The 18,280-nt window shown below is 52.3% G+C and carries 23 protein-coding genes, 1 tRNA gene and 1 riboswitch; of the genes, 7 read left to right on the top strand and 17 right to left on the bottom strand.

Annotation, left to right across the window (positions count from 1 at the left end):
• Positions 1–36: 36 nt before the first annotated feature.
• Complete coding sequence (locus RHJ02_RS07465; RefSeq protein ID WP_206199620.1) at positions 37–1,371, top strand: alkaline phosphatase PhoX; 1,335 nt, start codon at positions 37–39, stop codon at positions 1,369–1,371.
• A gap of 93 nt (positions 1,372–1,464) precedes the next feature.
• On the opposite strand, the gene RHJ02_RS07460 is transcribed toward RHJ02_RS07465, so the two are convergent.
• From RHJ02_RS07460 to RHJ02_RS07435, 6 genes are all read right to left on the bottom strand, one after another.
• Entirely contained in the window at positions 1,465–1,908 is a 444-nt protein-coding gene (locus RHJ02_RS07460) for a DUF4278 domain-containing protein (protein ID WP_206199619.1), read from the bottom strand.
• Between the two features lie 39 nt (positions 1,909–1,947).
• A riboswitch (Glutamine riboswitch) is annotated at positions 1,948–2,060 on the bottom strand.
• Between the two features lie 175 nt (positions 2,061–2,235).
• The gene (rpmA, locus tag RHJ02_RS07455) at positions 2,236–2,499 is read right to left on the bottom strand and encodes a 50S ribosomal protein L27 (RefSeq protein ID WP_206199618.1); all 264 of its coding nucleotides are present in this window, start codon (positions 2,497–2,499) and stop codon (positions 2,236–2,238) included.
• A 1-nt stretch (position 2,500) separates the two neighbouring features.
• Positions 2,501–2,836 carry a 50S ribosomal protein L21 gene (gene rplU, locus RHJ02_RS07450; protein WP_206199617.1) on the bottom strand — a complete coding sequence of 112 codons (336 nt, stop codon included), beginning with the start codon at positions 2,834–2,836 and terminating at the stop codon, positions 2,501–2,503.
• Positions 2,837–2,954: 118 nt separating this feature from the next.
• A complete protein-coding gene (locus RHJ02_RS07445) occupies positions 2,955–3,359 on the bottom strand; it encodes an FHA domain-containing protein (RefSeq protein ID WP_206199616.1) in 405 nt (134 codons plus the stop codon).
• 42 nt (positions 3,360–3,401) lie between these two features.
• Entirely contained in the window at positions 3,402–3,848 is a 447-nt protein-coding gene (locus RHJ02_RS07440; protein WP_302676304.1) for an Rrf2 family transcriptional regulator, read from the bottom strand.
• Entirely contained in the window at positions 3,845–5,380 is a 1,536-nt protein-coding gene (locus RHJ02_RS07435; protein WP_310800086.1) for a SagB/ThcOx family dehydrogenase, read from the bottom strand. Before RHJ02_RS07435 ends, RHJ02_RS07440 begins: the two co-directional genes overlap by 4 nt.
• A gap of 121 nt (positions 5,381–5,501) precedes the next feature.
• On the opposite strand from RHJ02_RS07435, the gene RHJ02_RS07430 reads away from it, so the two are divergent.
• Positions 5,502–6,032 carry a pentapeptide repeat-containing protein gene (locus RHJ02_RS07430; protein WP_206199613.1) on the top strand — a complete coding sequence of 177 codons (531 nt, stop codon included), beginning with the start codon at positions 5,502–5,504 and terminating at the stop codon, positions 6,030–6,032.
• Here RHJ02_RS07430 and cbiE read toward each other — a convergent pair.
• Both cbiE and RHJ02_RS07420 read right to left on the bottom strand, forming a co-directional pair.
• On the bottom strand, positions 6,023–7,270 hold the full coding sequence (cbiE, locus tag RHJ02_RS07425) for a precorrin-6y C5,15-methyltransferase (decarboxylating) subunit CbiE (RefSeq protein ID WP_310800085.1): 1,248 nt from the start codon (positions 7,268–7,270) through the stop codon (positions 6,023–6,025). The two genes, RHJ02_RS07430 and cbiE, sit on opposite strands and share 10 nt — an antisense overlap.
• Positions 7,267–7,881 carry a cobalt-precorrin-8X methylmutase gene (locus RHJ02_RS07420; RefSeq protein WP_310742831.1) on the bottom strand — a complete coding sequence of 205 codons (615 nt, stop codon included), beginning with the start codon at positions 7,879–7,881 and terminating at the stop codon, positions 7,267–7,269. Before RHJ02_RS07420 ends, cbiE begins: the two co-directional genes overlap by 4 nt.
• Before the next feature lie 36 nt (positions 7,882–7,917).
• On the opposite strand from RHJ02_RS07420, the gene RHJ02_RS07415 reads away from it, so the two are divergent.
• Positions 7,918–8,002 (top strand) — tRNA-Ser (locus RHJ02_RS07415).
• Positions 8,003–8,152: 150 nt separating this feature from the next.
• Positions 8,153–8,449, top strand: a complete 297-nt coding sequence (locus RHJ02_RS07410) for a hypothetical protein (protein ID WP_206199610.1) — start codon at positions 8,153–8,155, stop codon at positions 8,447–8,449.
• On the opposite strand, the gene murQ is transcribed toward RHJ02_RS07410, so the two are convergent.
• The 5 genes from murQ to RHJ02_RS07385 all read right to left on the bottom strand — a co-directional run bounded on the left by murQ (position 8,446) and on the right by RHJ02_RS07385 (position 12,167).
• Entirely contained in the window at positions 8,446–9,372 is a 927-nt protein-coding gene (gene murQ, locus RHJ02_RS07405) for an N-acetylmuramic acid 6-phosphate etherase (RefSeq protein WP_206199609.1), read from the bottom strand. The genes RHJ02_RS07410 and murQ overlap by 4 nt on opposite strands.
• The gene (locus tag RHJ02_RS07400; protein WP_206199608.1) at positions 9,369–9,938 is read right to left on the bottom strand and encodes a glyoxalase-like domain protein; all 570 of its coding nucleotides are present in this window, start codon (positions 9,936–9,938) and stop codon (positions 9,369–9,371) included. Before RHJ02_RS07400 ends, murQ begins: the two co-directional genes overlap by 4 nt.
• A 469-nt stretch (positions 9,939–10,407) precedes the next feature.
• Positions 10,408–11,436 carry a pyruvate dehydrogenase (acetyl-transferring) E1 component subunit alpha gene (gene pdhA, locus RHJ02_RS07395; protein ID WP_206199607.1) on the bottom strand — a complete coding sequence of 343 codons (1,029 nt, stop codon included), beginning with the start codon at positions 11,434–11,436 and terminating at the stop codon, positions 10,408–10,410.
• Positions 11,437–11,564: 128 nt separating this feature from the next.
• Positions 11,565–11,807: a hypothetical protein gene (locus RHJ02_RS07390; protein ID WP_302676312.1), complete on the bottom strand. Its 243-nt coding sequence runs from the start codon at positions 11,805–11,807 to the stop codon at positions 11,565–11,567.
• A 27-nt stretch (positions 11,808–11,834) separates the two neighbouring features.
• Entirely contained in the window at positions 11,835–12,167 is a 333-nt protein-coding gene (locus tag RHJ02_RS07385) for a DUF565 domain-containing protein (RefSeq protein WP_206199605.1), read from the bottom strand.
• 57 nt (positions 12,168–12,224) lie between these two features.
• Here RHJ02_RS07385 and RHJ02_RS07380 point away from each other — a divergent pair, with 57 nt between their 5' ends.
• On the top strand, positions 12,225–13,184 hold the full coding sequence (locus tag RHJ02_RS07380; RefSeq protein WP_302677938.1) for an alpha-E domain-containing protein: 960 nt from the start codon (positions 12,225–12,227) through the stop codon (positions 13,182–13,184).
• 25 nt (positions 13,185–13,209) lie between these two features.
• Here RHJ02_RS07380 and RHJ02_RS07375 read toward each other — a convergent pair whose 3' ends face one another.
• Both RHJ02_RS07375 and coaD read right to left on the bottom strand, forming a co-directional pair.
• Entirely contained in the window at positions 13,210–13,848 is a 639-nt protein-coding gene (locus RHJ02_RS07375; RefSeq protein WP_206199603.1) for an ATP synthase F0 subunit B, read from the bottom strand.
• Entirely contained in the window at positions 13,803–14,309 is a 507-nt protein-coding gene (coaD, locus tag RHJ02_RS07370; protein WP_206199602.1) for a pantetheine-phosphate adenylyltransferase, read from the bottom strand. The genes RHJ02_RS07375 and coaD overlap by 46 nt, the downstream gene beginning before the upstream one ends.
• Before the next feature lie 736 nt (positions 14,310–15,045).
• Here coaD and RHJ02_RS07365 point away from each other — a divergent pair.
• Positions 15,046–15,738 carry a hypothetical protein gene (locus RHJ02_RS07365; RefSeq protein WP_310800084.1) on the top strand — a complete coding sequence of 231 codons (693 nt, stop codon included), beginning with the start codon at positions 15,046–15,048 and terminating at the stop codon, positions 15,736–15,738.
• Positions 15,739–15,778: 40 nt separating this feature from the next.
• Here the strand turns inward: RHJ02_RS07365 and RHJ02_RS07360 are convergent, their stop codons facing one another.
• Positions 15,779–16,504 carry a hypothetical protein gene (locus RHJ02_RS07360; protein WP_206199600.1) on the bottom strand — a complete coding sequence of 242 codons (726 nt, stop codon included), beginning with the start codon at positions 16,502–16,504 and terminating at the stop codon, positions 15,779–15,781.
• A gap of 145 nt (positions 16,505–16,649) precedes the next feature.
• Between RHJ02_RS07360 and RHJ02_RS07355 the strand changes: the two genes are divergently transcribed.
• Positions 16,650–17,330, top strand: coding sequence for a response regulator transcription factor (locus RHJ02_RS07355; RefSeq protein WP_206199599.1), 681 nt, complete (start codon positions 16,650–16,652; stop codon positions 17,328–17,330).
• 1 nt (position 17,331) lies between these two features.
• On the opposite strand, the gene RHJ02_RS07350 is transcribed toward RHJ02_RS07355, so the two are convergent.
• On the bottom strand, positions 17,332–18,240 hold the full coding sequence (locus RHJ02_RS07350) for a ChaN family lipoprotein (protein ID WP_302677933.1): 909 nt from the start codon (positions 18,238–18,240) through the stop codon (positions 17,332–17,334).
• Between the last annotated feature and the right edge of the window lie 40 nt (positions 18,241–18,280).

Below are 18,280 nucleotides of genomic sequence, written 5' to 3'. Positions count from 1 at the left end.
TTTAGCCGTTGGTTGTGCAGTTTACATGGGTTTTTTATGGGTTTGCAACGTCGTCGCTTCCTCACCCTTGCCGCCGCCGGTATGGGGGCAGCACTGTTTCCCCAAGGATTACAGCTTCTCTATCAACGGGCCGCCCAAGGTGAACTGCTGACCACACGCGGATTTGGCCCCTTGGTGCAGGATCCCAATGGCCTGTTGGATTTGCCGGCAGGCTTTCAGTATCGGGTATTTTCCAAGCTGGGCGATCGCCTGAGTGATGGTACCCCCGTCCCGACGCTCCATGATGGCATGGCCGCCTTCCCCGGCCCCGATGGCACGACCATCCTTGTGCGCAACCATGAGATGTATCCGGGGCTACCCCGTGCCTTTCAGGGGGTGGTGGCTCCCAAGGAGCGGATGTATGACCCCATTGCCCCCGGCGGCACCACTACACTCGTGGTGAGCAAAGATCGGCAACTCCTCAAGCATTACGTTTCTTTGGCCGGTACCTCGCGCAATTGTGGTGGCGGCAAAACCCTTTGGGGCAGTTGGATTAGCTGCGAGGAAACCATTTCCACGCCCGAACATCCTGCCAACCGCGGTCCGGTGCAAAAACGCCACGGCTACAACTTTGAAGTACCGATCAGTGCCCAAGGCCCCGTGACGCCAGTTCCCCTCAAGGCAATGGGGCGCTTTCAACATGAGGCGATCGCCATCGACCCGCAAACGCATATCGTCTATCAAACAGAGGATCGCGGCGATAGTCTCTTTTATCGCTTTATTCCCAAGGAACCCACCAACCTTGCCGCTGGCGGCCAACTCCAAGCCTTGAAAATCAAACGCTACCCGAAAATTAACACCGGTCAGGATTTTCCCCTGCGCAAACCCTTTGAAGTGGAATGGGTAAATATCACCCAGCCTGACCCCCCCCTCGACACCGTGCGCTATGAGGGCTACGACAAAGGGGCAGCCCAATTTGTACGCGGTGAAGGCCTCTGCTACCACAATGGCGAATTTTACTTTACAGCCACCAGTGGTGGTGAAAAGCGGCTAGGCCAAATCTGGCGATACCGCCCCGGTCGCACCGCAGCAGATGGTGGCACGATTGAGCTGTTTGTCGAGTCCCCCGGCAAAGAGGTTCTTGATTATCCCGATAACTTGACGATGGCCCCTTGGGGAGACCTCATTTGCTGCGAAGATGGCGACGATGCCATTAATCGCCTCATTGGTATCACCCCCCAAGGAGAGCTATACACCTTTGCGCGCAATGCCCTCAATGATCAAGAACTGGCGGGGGTTTGCTTCTCACCCGACGGCCAAACCATGTTTGTCAATCTCTACCATCCGGGGATGACCTTTGCCATTTGGGGGCCCTGGGATCGGCGGGGTTAATGCCCACAGCAAAAGGGAGCCAAGAATGACCTGACTCCCTCGTTATTTTCCTACTGACTCAACTCAACACTTCAACCCAGTGTCATTGCTGCCTTAGCTCAGCGCCACAGGGGAGCGATCGTAGGTGGCACCAAAGACGGGGTTAATTTTCCCTTGGATTTGGTTCCAGTAGTGGGCTGCCGTCACCGGCATGCCGATTGCTTCTGCCATCCGGGCAAGGAGGGTTTGTTCACGGCTTTTAATCATCACATGATGTGCCATCGCCAAGGAGCGAGCCATTTCGTTAACCGTTGCTGTCATGGGCACAGAAGCCACATTATCGGCCAAGCGCGCAGCGGGAACACCAGCGGGCTGTTTACCTTTTTGATACTTGACACCCCGATAGGTCATGATTTTTAAGGAGTCTTCCGGTGGATTTGTCGGAGCAGCCACACGATAGGTGCTACCGCGATACTTGGCCACGACATCCGTTGCTTGGGTGTTGATCGCTGGAGGAACGTAGTTGTATTGAACGCCGCGATAAGTAAGAGTCGTCATAATTTTCGCCCCATTTTTATTACAAGGTGGACTGGCTGAGGCGCGTTCCTTCGGGATCTGTTTCCCTACTTCCGTCCCTCGCGAAGGTACAACGCTGACAATTAAACTCGGTCTGAAAAGCGTTTACTGATGTCCTGCGAGAGATGAACGATTTATTTCTGTATCTAATTTAACAATTTCTCGACCTTAAAGCAAGCTGTTCATAGAAATTTACAATACTCGGGTCAACACTTCCTTAGGAGAGTCATTGACTAAGACAACAAAAAAGGCCAACCCAGAGGATTGACCCAAATTAGATGATTTTTGAATGTTTATCGAGGAGTGGTTTTAGCCCTCGGCTAGGGGATAGACACTCACGCGCTTGCGATTTTTGCCATAGCGCTCAAAGGTGACCACACCCGCGATCGTTGCAAAAAGAGTATCGTCACTGCCGCGACCGACATTGGCGCCGGGGTGAAACTTTGTCCCCCGCTGCCGTACAAGAATGTGACCGGCCTTAACCACTTCACCACCAAAGCGCTTGACACCCAGACGCTGGGCATTGGAGTCACGACCGTTGCGGGTACTACCTGTTCCTTTCTTGTGTGCCATGTTAACCTCCTAGGGATTCACCGTTAAGACGAATCTCGTTGATCATGATGCGGGTCAGTTCTTGGCGGTGGCCTTGTTTTTTGCGGGTTTTCTTTTTCGGGCGCATCTTATAGACAATCACCTTGGGGCCGCGACGGTGCCCCATCACCGTACCAGAGACAACCGCACCACTAACGTAGGGTTGACCCACGTGGACTTGGCTATCGGTTTGCACCAGCAACACCCGTTCTAGATCAATTGTGCCCTCTGGCTCGACGGGGAGCCGCTCCACATCGTAAAAGCGCCCGGCTTCAACGCGCAGTTGCTTGCCACCGGTCTCAATGATTGCGTATGCCATAGAAACTAAAAAACTCCTTGCCGTGCAGGTGAGGGGATGCGTGCCTCTTGGAAAACCTGTTCCGTGCAAACTCAACAATTTTCCATCATAAAATTTATCCCCTGTGGCTGTCAAACCCCTAGCCAACCCAAGGCAGACTGCCGGTTGAACGTTTGCTCAGTTTGGGGCGCTCATCGAGGGAGATGTCCTTAAACATGTCTGGATAGTAAAAAACAATGAGGGTGGTACCCACACAAATGACATCTTCATGGTGGAGGAGGGTGCTGTGCTGAATTGGCAGGCCATTGAGGAGCGTGCCATTGCGACTGTGGTAATCACTAATGAAATAGAGGGGCTGCCCCTTAAAGAGAAAGGCGTTGATGACGGCATGCACTCGCGAGACGTAGGTATCTTTGAGGAGAATATTGCAATCCAGTTGGCGACCAATCGTCCACTGGCGATCGGGACTGAGAATAACTTCCCGTTTCGGCAAACCACGTTCGCGAATGATCAGCCATGCTTTGGGGTAGGTTGGTGCTGACATGGGTGTCTCCCCCCACTCTGGGATGCCCTTAGCCTAGATCGCCTAGACGACAAACGTTGCCCCATCCCCTTGAGCCGCTTGCCAACTACGGGCATCAAAGTATAAATCCTCAAGGGAGATACTGGCCAAGGCATCCTGAAGTTTTTGGTGGAGTCGTTGCCAGAGACTCAAGGTCACCCAATCCGCTGTGCCATCTTCCGGTTGGGGAGGATGCAAAAACAGGGGGGTCGGCGATTCACCAACGGCAGTAAGGATATCCCGCAGGGAAATGGCGGCCGGGGGACGGGCCAGTTGATAGCCCCCATAGACGCCTCGCAGCGATCGCACCAAGCCAGCCCGCCGCAATTCAATCAAGAGTTTTTCCAGATAGGGGGCAGGAATCTTTTGCCGCTCAGCAATGGCGCGCACGGAGGCAGGCCCATAGTTGGGTAACAAACTCAAGTCCAATAGAGCCTTGATACTGTAGTGGCCACGGGTGGTGAGGGTCACGCTGCTTTGCCAACGGTGGTAATGTACAGAACCGCTTCTTGCGGGGGAATGCCCAAGAGATCGTTGACCTGATCATCAAAGAAACCGCCAATGCCACTGACCCCTAGCCCCAAAGCGGTGGCAGCCAAATTGATCCGCTGTCCAAGGTGGCCAGCATCCATGTGGAGGTAGCGATAAGCCCGTTCCCCATAGCGAGCGATCGCCCGCTCCAGATTGGCGGTATGGAAAATCACCACAGCGGCATCGCGACCGAGGTCTTGATTGAGGCAGAGGAAATGCAACTGCTCTTGAAAGTTCTTGAAGCGAATTTGGCGTAACTCATGCTCGGCCACAGCATAGTAGTAGCAGCCCTCCTCTAGATCCTTGACCCGCGTCACGGCAATAAAGGTTTCCACCAATGTCGGGTCAAAGAAACTAGGGGCTTCATCTAGGCCTTGATCGCGGTAGTCCTGAGGATGGTAGGCAAAGGTGAGCAGGGCAGCCAGTTGATCCACTTCAATCCCTTGGCCACTGTACTGACGAGTCGAGCGCCGCTGCAGAATGGTTTGCTGGAGAGCGGCTAGATTGGTTTCCCAGTCAATGATGGTTTTGCTGAGACTCACCCGCAGACCAAAGGGAAAGTTGTATTTACTAGCAGGGGGTTCAGTAGGCTCCTTGGCAGGGGGGCTGGGAGTCTCTTTGGCCATGCCGTAGATCATGTCACTATTGGTGAGGGCACTGGCACAATGGTAAGCTTTCAGTAGCTCGCCACTGGCGATCGCCCCATAGTCATAGCAGGTGGCAGAGGCCAACACTGCGGGGAACGTGGACAAGTTTTCGCCCACTTCGAGTAAATTGGCAAGGGCAACCACCGCCAACACCCCCTCCTGTTCTGGATCAAGGTAAAGCAGTTCATTCATTTGGGCATCCACAAAACCACCAATGAAGTGAGCGCGAAAGTCATTGATATTGGCGGCCAGTTCCACATTCCCCAAGAGGTGCCCAATGTCGAGGCAAATGCGGCGATAGGCGCGATCGCCATAACGCCAAGCGGAACGGTAAAAGACGGCTGTCACGATCAGCGCAATGTGCGTCCTTTCTAGCGCTGGATGCCAAAGACAAGCGGCCTGTAGGGCTGACCAAGAATAGCTTTGCCACACCTGCACAAGGGCATGGTCTTTCACTTGGTAGTTATAAATGCCAGCGGGAACGGCGGTGTCGTTGCGAGTGAGGAGATAGATTTCCGCTGGATATAGCCCCCCGGCAGAAGGTGCTGCCCGCATATAAAAGGGCTGATCGGCATAGGGAACCACCCCAGTAATGCCATAGGTACAGTACAACAACCGTGAGAGTCGCTGCCAGTGGGGGTGGGTTGCCCCCTGCTCAAGTTCTAAAAACGGCTTGAGGGAGAAGGACTGACCAAGAGGATAGGTTTTGCAGGGACTGGGCTGGCGACTAAAATCGAGCGGTGCTGCCTGTTGGGCTAAGGTCTCAGGGGTGTACTTGGTGCGTTCGTGGTAATGCTGTGCCAAGGAAAGCGGTTGAAACCCCATTGTGGTGCCTCACCAAGTTAAGAAACCATTAAGTAATATGAACTTCTTCAATAAATCCCCCTACAGTCAAAAAGGTTTAGGTAGAAATACTTAGTCACAGTACAACGCTCTTTATACCATTATGGCCAAATTCAGCAATGAGGAACTATTGGCAGCCTATGCAGCGGGGGAACGAGATTTTCGGGGCAGCGATCTGACGGGTCTGAGCCTTTTTGACACCAATCTCAGTGATGCCGATTTCAGTGAGAGTAATTTGGAAAATGCCTATTTGCCCTATTGCCAGTTGAATCGAATTCAAGCGATTGCCACCAATCTACGCCACAGTGAATTAGGGGATGCTCAGTTGTATCAAGCGAACCTTGCGGCAGCGGATCTTGAAGGAGCCAACCTTGTCCGCACCAACCTGCGATCGGCCAATTTGGAACGGGCAAACCTGCAAGGCGCTAATCTTCAGGGGGCGGATCTGCGCTATGCCAATTTGCGACAAGCGAATCTCCAAGGGGCCAACCTGCAACAGGCCAATTTAGAGCAGGCAGATTTAACGGCAGCCCAGGTACAGCGGTGTAATTTTTTTCGGGCAACGGGTGTTGATCTGTCGGCTGCGGTGTGCGATCGCACCACGGTTTATCCCGATGGCTATTTTTACCCCTGACTCAGGGTGATGAGGGTGACTGGATTGAGGGGATGGAGGCGGTGGCCTTGACCCAAGGGAACGGAGCGGCTGAGTTGCATGTGTAGCACTTGCGGGCTGATTTGCTGGGTTTGACACCAGTGGAGAACTTGGCCTTGGTGTTCGAGGGTGGCGATCGCCAGCACCAACCGGCCGCCAGCTTTCAAGTGTGACCAACAATAGTCGAGATTGGCCAGTAATTGGGCACCACTGCCGCCAATAAACACGCGATCCGGTTGCGGCAAGCCACTGAGGCTCTGGGGTGCTGCTCCTTGGATTGGGATCAGATTGGTCAAACCAAAAGCCTTGCGGTTGCGCTCAATCAGTTGAAAGCCAATCGCCGTTTTCTCGATCGCATAGATGGTGGCTTGGGGGGCAAGGCGGGCGATTTCCACAGCAACACTGCCGGTGCCGGCGCCCACATCCCAAACGGTTTCGATAGTGCCGGTGAGGGCAAGTTCCGCCAAGGCCAATACCCGCACTTCCCGCTTTGTCATCAAGCTGGGGCGATCGCCAAAGGTGAAAAATTGATCATCCCCTAGGCCAAAAACGGGCTGTTCCCGAGGGGGTAGGTGCTGGGGTTGACGCAGGAGCACCACCAAATTCAGCGGATGTACCGGCGGAAGCATTGTCACTGGTTGGGCTAAGTCCCACGGCAGAATGGCTTCGTCTGCACTACCCAAGGCCTGACACACCCACGCCCGATAGGACACCGGCAGGTGCAATGCTTGGTATAAGCGGCTAATGGCAGCAATATTAGCCTCACCATCGGTATAGATGGCAATTTTCTCCACCCCCCGCTGCAACAGCGGCACCAACCCCGCTAAATCGCGACCATGGGCACTGTAGATCACGGCATCCTGCCAAGGGAGCTTGAGCCGACTAAAGGCCAACTGCACCGCACTGAGGTGGGGATGAAACGTCAACTGATCGGGAGTAAAGACTTCGAGCAGCCAGCGTCCCAGCCCGTAAAACAGGGGATCGCCACTGGTGAGAATGACCACTTGGGGGTTCGGGGTTGTTGCCAAGTGGGTTTGAATCGCCTTGAAACTGGCGTTAAAGTCCCGTAGAGACAAGCGGCGGGCGTCTCCATGGGGAATCAACTGAAGATGGCGATCGCTCCCCACCAAAAGCGTCGCTGTGCGAATAATTTCCTGAACTGTTTCCCCCAACCCTGCCAGCCCCTCTAGGCCAATGCCCACCACATGAATCGGGGTCACACTGACTCCTTGCTATCGGCCAACTCCAGCAGGGCATTCACAATCGCTGCCGCCACAGGCGATCCCCCCTTGCGACCGGCAACACGAATTTGAGGCACGGGCAGTTGGGCAAGGGCTGCTTTTGACTCTACAACATTGACAAAGCCAACCGGGACACCAATGACGCCCGCCGGCGGTACACGGGTTTGTTGCAGGCGATCGCACAGGGCAAGGAGCGCCGTTGGCGCATTCCCAACCACAAACAGGGCATCGGGCCACTGTTGCCAAGCGCGGATCATCCCTGCTTCGCTGCGGGTTTGATCGGGAGCGGTGTGGCTGCCATCGTCAAGGGCGGTAATAATTGGATTCTGAAAGGTACGGCTGACCATGGTTTGAATGCCGACCCTGACCATGGCCACATCGGTAATAATCGGCACACCTGAGCGCAGGGCTTGTGTCATGTGGGCGATCGCCCCCGGCGAAATCTCCAGCAGGTTCTTAAACTCAAAATCTGCCGTGCTGTGGATAATTCGCCGCAAAATCGCATAGCTTGGGGCATCAAAGGGGTGAGGACCGATCTCGCGATCAATGATGGCAAAACTGGCTTGGGCAATGGGATGCAGCAGAGACACAGGACTTCTGATAGGATAGTAGAACTGCCTAAACGTGGAGAGATGGCCGAGTGGTCGAAGGCGCAGCACTGGAAATGCTGTGTGGGGCAACTCACCGAGGGTTCGAATCCCTCTCTCTCCGTCCTATTGTTATCTTGCCACTACAGGGGGTATCCCTTGCTGCAACCAAGGGAGAGGTGGCTGCCCTAAAATAGAAAACATAGAGAATACTCCCAACGCAGTTAGGGGTTCTTAAGTGCTTAATTTCTAACCCCCTTGAGGATTCTTTACTATGCGTTTCTCCTCAATCCCTTGGATAGTAATTGCCAGTATGCTGCCTGCTGTACCTGTCTTTGCTAATTCCGCTGCCATTGGCACGATTCAAGTTAGCCCCGAGTTGCGATCGGCACTGCAATCAGCCCCCGATCCTGCGGCAAACCCCAATGCTGTCCCACCTGCGAGTAATATGGCAGAGATTGAAAACAGCCTAGAGATTTCGCCTGTGCCTACTCGCCCCGATCCAAAGGTGTACAGGCAGTTTGAGGAACCCCGCAATAATCGCGGTCTTGGCTTCAAAGTGGGCATTTAGGGGTTCAGGGCAGCACTTTTGGCCGCGTGCAGTTGGCCATTGTGTTGATCGAGTAGAGCTTGAGCGGCAAGGGCATCCAGTTCTGTCCAGTACATGAGCAGGGCACGCTTCACTTGGTAGCCACTGCGTTCGAGGAGAGCTGCTGCTGCTGCGCGATCAATCCCCGTGAGATCCGTGAGAATCCGCAGGGCACGATCCAAGAGCTTACGATTGGTGACCGCCACATCCACCATGCGGTTGCCATAGACTTTGCCCAACTGCACCATCACCCCCGTGGAAATGATATTCAGTGCCATTTTTGTGGCAGTACCGGCTTTCAAACGGGTGGATCCAGCAAGGAGTTCAGGCCCCACCAGTAGGCGAATGTCAATGTCGGCAGCCCGCTGTACCTGATCCGAGGGAACACAGGCCATAAAGACCGTAAGTGCCCCTACTGCTTGCGCTGCATCCAGTGCCCCATGAACATAGGGAGTGGTTCCGCCAGCGGTAATACCCATCACCACATCTTGGGCAGTAATCTGGCAATCGCCCACCACGGCGGCGCCATCTTCGTAGCGATCCTCAAGGCCTTCGGAACTGCGCACAAGGGCAGCCTCACCGCCGGCCAGAATGCCTTGAACCAAATGGGGCGGTGTACAAAAGGTGGGTGGACATTCCGCAGCATCCAAAACCCCCAAGCGACCACTGGTGCCGGCACCAACGTAGAAGAGGCGTCCCCCTTGGCGGAGGCGGGCTGCTGTGGCGGTAATGGTTTGGGCTAAGACCTCGCGGGCTTGGGCGATCGCCCGCAGCGTTTGGGCATCTTCCTGATTAAACAGATCAACTAGTTCCAAGGGAGTGAGCTGATCCAGATTCTGGCTGGCGGGATTGATCTGCTCCGTCAAGAGATGACCACGACTAGGGAGTTCTTGGAGGTCTGTCATGGCCGCGCCGAAATTTCTGCCATTTCAATCACGGTGCCGTCGTAGTCCTTGACAAGGAAATTGAGGGGGCGATCGCTGCGCATTTTGTAGCGCAACTGCCGCCGTTGAATCCGCAGCAATAGGAGTTCGAGGCACTCACGGTCAAAGCAGACATGGCGCTGACGGTGGCGTTCCCCCTTGCTGGCACCACTAATGACATGCAGTTGCGTATTTTTCTTGAGTTGGTACCACAACCCATCACTAGGGCTGGGGCGCTTGGGGCTGCTGTAGCTCAAGGCCGAGGGCACATAGAGCGGATCCATCGAAGCCACGCCAAGGGTTTGCTCATAGTTGTAGTAGTAGTGCAGCGGTACATCAGCGATCGGCAAATGCAACTCCTGCTCGTAGAACTGCCGCGCGTGCTCCAAATCCGAGACCATGATCGTATAGACCTTGGGGGCACTGGACAAAAAGAGCCACATCGCCCCTGCGTAGCCCATCAGCAGCATGATCATGATCCCCTGGGTGGAGAATACCCCATCCCAGAGACCATCCAGCCAGGCAAACAAAGGAGGAGTCAACAACATGCCAATGTTCTAGGGAAAGCTCCTTTTATTCTAGTGACTATCCTAATCAACAGACCCAGCAATGGTTTATTCATTGATAAAAATATATTCTTGACGTTGCTGAGACTGGGATCAGCCAAGGGCTGTAGGGAGGTGGGGCTAGGTTATAATCCCTTAATCTGTAAATAATGTTCTCTTAAACACGAGTTTCCCCTAGAACTGTCGTTGTGAGCTATGCCCCTCAGCGCATTTCGCCAGACGAGTGTTTACCAAAAGACAACACCCCAGCCCCCTGCAACATGCCAAATTCCACTTATTTGTGTTTGCGGTTGCTTCTTAGGCATTGTTTCCTAGTGTTCGGTGGACTTGGCCAACAGTGGGATATTGCTTTGTCCGAGATTGTCCGAACCGTTTTACCGCGTGAGTTTGCTCCTGTTGCAAAATTGTCCTATTTTTCGGGCAATGCCCCCGTTGCTGGCAGCGACCCAACCTATTCATCTGCAAAGATGTAGTCGTAGAGTTCTTCGGGCTTAGGCTCAGGACTTTCCTCGGCAAAGGCCACAGCATCATCCACAATCGCTTGTACTTTTTGCTCAATGGCACGCAGGTCTTCGCTAGTGGCCAGTTCCTGCTCCACGAGGTAGGCACCCAGCTTTTTGATCGGATCGCGCTTCAGCCAAAATTCTTTCTCTTCTTTGGAGCGCAGTTCATCGGGATCGGCAAGGGAGTGCCCTCGGAAACGGTAGGTCAAAGCTTCAATTAGGGTGGGGCCTTCACCGGCACGGGCGCGGGCGATCGCTGCCTCAGCCACTGTACGCACCGCCAGCACATCCATGCCATCTACTTCCTCACCCACCATGCCAAAGACCTTGGCCTTCTTGTAGATTTCTGTTTCGGAACTGGCACGCTCATGGGCCATACCGATCGCCCACTTGTTATTTTCCACCACGAAAAGAATGGGTAATTTCCAGAGGGCTGCCATATTCAAGCACTCAAAGAACTGGCCATTATTGCTGGCACCATCACCAAAGAAGCAAGCGGTGACCTGATCGGCCTTGGCATCGCCCATCACCTGACGGCGGTACATCGTCTGAAATGCTGCCCCCGTTGCGACTGGAATCCCCTCAGCGACAAAGGCAAAGCCCCCCAAGAGATTATGCTTAGCAGAAAAGAGGTGCATTGAGCCGCCCCGGCCTTTGCTACACCCCGTCGCCTTGCCAAAGAGTTCAGCCATTACTTCACGGGCAGGAACACCGGCGCTCAGGGCATGAACGTGATCGCGATAGGTACTGCACACGTAATCATCGGGACGCATCGCCTTGATCACACCTGTAGAGACTGCCTCTTGACCGTTGTAGAGGTGGACAAAGCCAAACATCCGCCCCCGGTAGTACATTTCGGCACACTTATCTTCAAAGGTGCGCCCCAGTACCATATCTTCATAGAGCATTAACCCCTGCTCACGAGTAATCGTGGTTTGGGGAATGGACAAAGAGGGCAGACTACGCTCTTGAACCATAGCAGGCAGTGATCAACTTAGGGTAAACGCCGTACCAACAGGGCAAGCCGCCGTTGGCATCACACTATTGTACTCAAATTACAGCCCTTTTCTTAAATATGAGAGTAACAAGGGAATGCCAGCCTCGGCTAATCACAGTAAATGAGTATTCCTGCCCCTTGCTGGTTTGCTAAAAAGAGAAGCAGGATAGATGTGGGCAGCAGCCATTGCCTCTGGTCAAAACGTTTTGCTAGGGTCGTTTGCAGACCGTGCCATGCAGTTTCTAGGATGCAACTGGGTAAGTCTCCTTCCTCTGCGGCGGCGATGAGTGCTTCAAGGTCTGCTGGCGGTTCATTGTCGGGAATGGCGATTAAAATTGCCGCAATACTCATTCATGAGGTTTCCAATTGAATTAGCAACTAACTTCCCAGAAGGAAGGCAACGAGGAACAAACCATAGAGGAGACCGAACTTCAAGGCATTGAGAATTTCGCCAAAGAGAGTTTGCCGCAGTTTCCAGCGATCGCTATAGAACATAGCACTAATCACTTCAGCAATAATTGCTACGATGCTCGAGGCCACAATATCTAAATAGCCCAATTGACCTGCACTCGAGGAAATGGCTAAGCCCAAGAACACCCCAAAGAGAAAGGCAATACTCAGTGTTGCTAGCCGTCGCCACGGATTTTTTAACTGCTCCTGAATCCCGGCGCCTAAACGATCAAGCAGGGTATTAAGACGGGTTTGCTGCATATACTCAGGACGGGAAAAGGTTGCTAGAGTGGGCAGAGAGTGAATGCTTGCCAGTATATGTTAAGTCGTGTTGCCGATGCGGTCTATTGGTTAAATCGCTACATTGAGCGGGCAGAGAATATTGCTCGTTTTGTTGATGTCAACTTGAACATGCTGCTGGATCTGCCCACGAGTCTTTCAAGTCAATGGGATCCCCTAGTGCTAACAACGGGGGATTTGCCCTTTTTTCAGGAACACTATGGCACGGCCACGGCTGAAAATGTGATTCAGTTCCTCACCTTTGACACCACCTATCCCAACTCGATCATCTCCTGTCTGCGGACGGCACGGGAGAATGCCACATCCATTCGCGAGGTGATTTCCTCAGAAATGTGGCAGCAGGTGAATGCCTTCTACACAATGGTGCGGGAGGCGGCTAAAGCCCCGGATCAATTGGAGATTGCCAGCTTTTTGGAGCAAGTGAAACAGGCCAGTCACCTTTTTGCCGGCGTGATGGATAGTACGATGAGCCACAATGAAGCGTGGCACTTTGGTCAAATGGGGCGGCTACTGGAGCGAGCCGATAAGACCTCGCGGATTCTCGATGTGAAATACTATCTGCTGTTGCCCTCAGTGGAAGATGTGGGCACGCCCATTGATGAATTGGGTTGGATTGCGCTCCTCAAGTCCGCCAGTGCCTATGAGATGTATCGTAAACGGGGTTCGCATCGGATTACACCCGCAGGGGTCGCAGAGTTTTTGATTCTCGATGCCGAGTTTCCCCGCGCGATCCGCTTTTGTCTGTTGCAGGTGGAAAAATCCCTCTACAAAATTACAGGGACGCCCTTGGGGAGCTGGCACCAGCCCGTGGAACGCCAACTGGGACGCCTGCGATCGCAACTGGACTATTTGACGATTGATGAAATTATTGGTCAAGGCATGCACGAGTTCCTCGATCACTTGCAGCAGCAAATGAATGAGGTGGATACGCAAATTTTTCAAACGTTTTTTACCCTAGAGCCTGTGAAAGCCCGCTAGCGTGACAATTGAATTGGGGTATTGCCTAGGGTTGACGGTGGGCTTGGTGCTGCTTGAGGTATTGGCGCCCATTTTGAATCACCGCTAGCATTTCCTTGAATTGGCGTTCCATTTCCGCAAGGGTGCGATCGGCATAGGCATCCGCTTCCTGTTGCCGCTCTTGACATTCATGGCGGGTCACTTGGCGCAGATGGGCTAGTTCTTTTTCTGTGTTTTGCCGTAGCAGATTGATTTCCTCGATCGCGCGCTGGCGCATAAACTCCACCTCTTGCTGCACCTGCTGGCGAATTTTTTGGGCTTCGAGTTCTGCCTGCTGGCGAATCCGCAGTTCATCGGCAATTTGGGCAGCGCGTTGCTCTGCGGCACGGATAATTTCTTGGGCGCGGTGCTGGGCCTGTTTAATGATCTCATCCCGCTGATTGAGAATCCGCTGCGCTGTCTTCACTGATTCGGGGATCGCCTGTTCAATGTGGGCAAGTTGGTTTAGGATCTGCTCTTCATCAATGAGTTTGCGGCCGGTCAGCGGGATCTTCGTCCCTTCGAGAATCAGGAGTTCTTCCAGCTTTTCCAATTGTTGCAGGAGTTGCAGCGGTACGGAAGGGACATCAAGCGCTTCATTTACTCCAGTGGTCGTTGAGATGCGATCGGCGTTTGAGTAAAGCATGCTTCTAAATCCTTTGCAACAGTGGCTGGTACTAGATGACGAACATTACCGCCAAATCGGGCAATTTCTTTTACTAAGCTACTACTTAAGAAACTATACTCATTGGACGTGGTGAGGAACACGGTCTCAATCTCTGGCCAGAGGCTTTTATTGGTGTGGGACATCTGCAGCTCGTATTCAAAGTCCGACAGAACCCGTAGCCCCCGCAGAAGAACTGTTGCCTGTTGCGATCGCGCGTACTCAACGGTGAGGCCATCAAAGGTATCCACCCGCACATTTTTTAAGTGGACAGTTGCCGCCTGCACTTGTTTGATCCGCTGCGCCACGCTAAAGAGGGCTTTTTTCTGAGGGTTATGGGCGATCGCCACAATCACTTCACTAAAGAGACGAGCACCCCGCTCAATAATGTCCAAGTGCCCTAGGGTAATGGGATCAAAGCTTCCAGGATAAACAGCAAGCATAGGCGGCTCAATAACGAGATGAGAGGTTAAACAGCATCAAGGGTAAGACAATCATCGCTGATTTCTCGGAACAGCGGATACCATTGCTGCATTGGCAGATCACTCGCGATCGCCCCAGAAATTTTCTGACTGTATCTTTGCCGATCAACCCTACAACCAAGGGGATGAATGATCCCCGTCTGTGGATAGAAATGGAGCTGCTGCAATTAATAAAAATTAATGTAAAGAGTTGTAATCAGAATATAAAAAAATCAAATCATTTATTGACAACATTTGTAGCCTTGGCTACCAAATTTAGGCTCAATATGAACTAATGTAAACGATTTCTTAAATTTTGCAGTGTCACGTAGCGGCTATGTTACAGAATGGTGACGCAAAACTATTTGTATCAATTAATACTTGACACTATTTGTATCAATCAATACTTGACGATCTCAGATCTGAGCATTTATAACAGAAACATGTTTCATCCAACACAGTTAGAGTTCTCTTTTAACTTAAATACCGTAAATTTACTTGTAAACCTGAAGTGATTGGTGTTTCCCTGATGACGATGATTAGTTTTTTGAATAACTATTTGGTTATGTTAACTTGCTTCCCTAGTCCCTGCGTTTGTTAAACAAGTATTAAGTATTCATCATTGACTTAACTTCTTACACACCTGAAAGTACGTGCATGTCACGTGCCTCTCTCCCTTTTGCAGCTATGTCCTGTCCTAACTGTGAGGGTTCCCCCTATGAATATTTCTCCAGTCACTCGCTATTATATGCGGCGCTTACTGGCAGAGCATCCCGCCATTCAATCCTATGTTGCCCGTGACACACACCCACTGGGCATTGAGGAAGAATACCTAGAGCGTTACATTAATCTAGATCATTTAACCTATCCACAACTGAATCAATTAGAATTTCTCATTGAGTTACATCAAAAAATAAAAGTTAACGAACCACATCAAACTCACCAGCTTCAACAGATTGAGCAGAAAATTTTTGACCTCATTGGTATTCAACTTCCTGTCTCCCACAGTGCCTTAACAGATTTGATGTCTTTCTTTAGACAGGTTGCGGAAACTCAAGAGCAGATTCCTGTGCCTAGGGTAAACCATGAATCGACAAACCTTGCTGATTACTATGAATACTGTCGGCGAATTACAGAAGTAACGGTACGCTACCTTGGCAAAATGATTGTCACTAACTATTGGTTATTGACACGACCCCGTGAAAGCTGGTTGGCGCAAATTCAAGTGGAGCAGTTCCACAACCGTAACTTCACGCCCCACGATCGACTTTTAACCAACTATGAAGTCGAAACCTTGCAACGGTGGATCCATGATTTCATTCGGCATTGCTGTCGTGTCCTGCCCACTCTACCGCGCCTTCTCTTGGCGGCAGGAGTTCCTTCCCACCTGCTCTACGATCTCGTTCGTTAACGGTCAGGTTATTCCCGAAACGGGCTTCCCTATGCAAATATCAATGGAAATCAAAAGGTTCTAGGAGCGTTTGCAGCACGGTGGGCAACTTCTCGGCTAGCTCTTGGGAATGGCTATAGATGAGGCGCTGGCGACTGGGAACTTCAATGGGAAGAGGCGCCCGCTGGCTGGGGTGCTCCTGCTGAATAACAAGGAGTTGATTGCGGCGTTTACTGGCTAGGGCATAGCCCAGTTCGAGGGCAACCATTGCATGCAACTGTTCATTCCCACTCCCATCTGCAATAAAGAGCAGTGAGCGACGCAATTGGGTGATCACGGGACTATCCAGACGCAGAGGAGCCGTGGCTGAGCGTGGGCTTTCGACCAGTTCCAAGGGGAAGCGACTAGGGGTATTGGTCACAAATGCTTTGAGGGCGGTGCGAATCTCGTCACTACTGGGGCTATCGGCGGCACTGAAAAAGAGGGTTGGTTCCAAGTAACTCAGGCGATCGCTCTTGATGAAATAGATTTCATGACTGAGAACATCAATGTTGGCAATTGTATAGCTGCCACTGCCCTCAATATAAAATTCCACCGTTTCCCCAAGGCGATAGCGTTGAAACCACTCCGAACGCTGCACCGTTTCTAAGTCATCGAGAAAATCTGCCCGCAATGCCGTTTTCAGCAAGCTACTTTTGTTGAGCCGTAGATCGTGGGGACGTTGCTCGATGTGTTCGAGGGGTTCATACTGCGGTAGGTACCATGCCCGCAGCGCAATAATCGCCATTCAATTATTCCACCTAGGTATTGCCAATTATGTTAGAGCATAAATACAGTCCTTTTCTGGGGTACACAGATGAGCACTGGCTGAGCGTATTCCATCCGTGTGAAAAGGGCTGTAAATTAAGTCCTACTGGCATAGGAGACAGCCAATGACAGCAAAATTATTGCTGGTGGATGATGAGCCGGGGGTGCGCGAGGCGGTAACGGCCTATTTAGAGGACAGTGGCTTTGAGGTGACAGCAGTGGCCAATGGTCAAGCGGCTCTGGAGTATCTAGAAACCAATGTGCCCGACCTGATTATTACGGATATTATGATGCCGCAGATGGATGGCTATGCTTTTTTGGAAACAGTGCGCCAACAGCCCCATCTCAACCATATTCCCGTTATCTTCCTCACAGCGCGGGGCATGAAGCGCGATCGCATCCAAGGGTATGATGCTGGCTGTGATGCCTACCTAGCCAAACCCTTTGACCCCGATGAACTGGTGGCCATCATTAAAAATCTGCTGCGGCGGCAAGCGGCTGCTCGCGATGAGGCCGAACCCAATCTGGCCAATCTAGCCCAACAAATTGCCGAACTGCGGGCAATGCTCGTCCAACAGGGCAAACGCAATCCCACGGCTCCCCCAATTCAACTGGATCTCACCCCCCGCGAAGCCAGTGTGCTGCAACTGGTGGTCAAGGGTCTGATGAATAAGGAAATTGCCAGCCAACTGAATACCAGTGTTCGCAATATTGAAAAGTATGTCAGTCGCCTCTTTGTGAAAACCGGTACCAGTAGCCGCACAGAACTCGTGCGCTTTGCCCTTGAACATGGCTTGGCTGATTAGGTTAGAGAGAGGGATCATTTTGCCAGAACCAGTCGGCAATGCGGGGTTTGGCTTTTTCCGTTGCTGTCGGGTTGAGGAGGATAATTGCTTGGCGGAGGTTGGGGGAGAGCCGTCGCTGTACCCGTTGGGGAATGCCATCGCCAAAATAAACATGACCCCGCCCTGTCAGCACCACAATCAGGCGATCGGGATGCCGCTGATGCTGTTTAGCAATGACTTTGGCCATGGTTTCATCCCAAAGGACTTGAGCTTGGTAAAAGAAGTCAAAATTCATACTGTGGCTCATCCCTTGATGGGCAGCAACAAAAATCTCCTGCAGGCGATCGCGATAGGCAGTGTTGCTCAAGTCAATATCTGATAGGGGTGGAATATAGCGAAAATCATCTTCCCCTAAGCTCTCGAGACCTTGGCGTGCCACTTGGCGGGTGACTTCGGTGGGCGTATTTAGGGCAATTAGGGGAATCTGCTGCTCCTTGGCAAAGCGAAAAATCGGTGCATAGAGCGACCAAGGGAAGCCCCAGCGCTGAGCATATTGGGTTTGCTCCAGCAGTTCCATTTCCGTAATTTCACCGCCAATGTAGGCATCAAGGGCGCTTTGAAAGGGGCGCTGCATCATTTCTAGGGCGATCGCTAGGGGGCGACCCCGCCGTTGCAATTCCTGCAAAATCAACAGTTGCGCCTGATGGTCAGCAGCGCTGTCATGGGTTTCACCCAAATAGAGGATGTGTTTCTGCTGCCACTCATCGTAGGCTCGCTGCAAGGATACCAATTCACTGCCTCGCCACACCTGCTGCGCTTTCACACTGTGGGTTCCCGCCAAAAACAGCGCGATCGCTAAAGTAAAAGCTAAAGGCTGCCAAGCAGGGGACGATCGCCACTGGCGCAACCGCTGTCCAAGGGGGGATGCCAAACGATAAAATATCTGCCAAGATCGAGATAGAGTCGTTGAC

Origin of the sequence: Thermosynechococcus sp. TG215 (assembly GCF_031583455.1) — a bacterium.
GTDB lineage: Bacteria > Cyanobacteriota > Cyanobacteriia > Thermosynechococcales > Thermosynechococcaceae > Thermosynechococcus.
The sequence above is the reverse complement of the archived record's forward strand: the minus strand, read 5'-3'. Positions and strand labels throughout refer to the sequence as shown.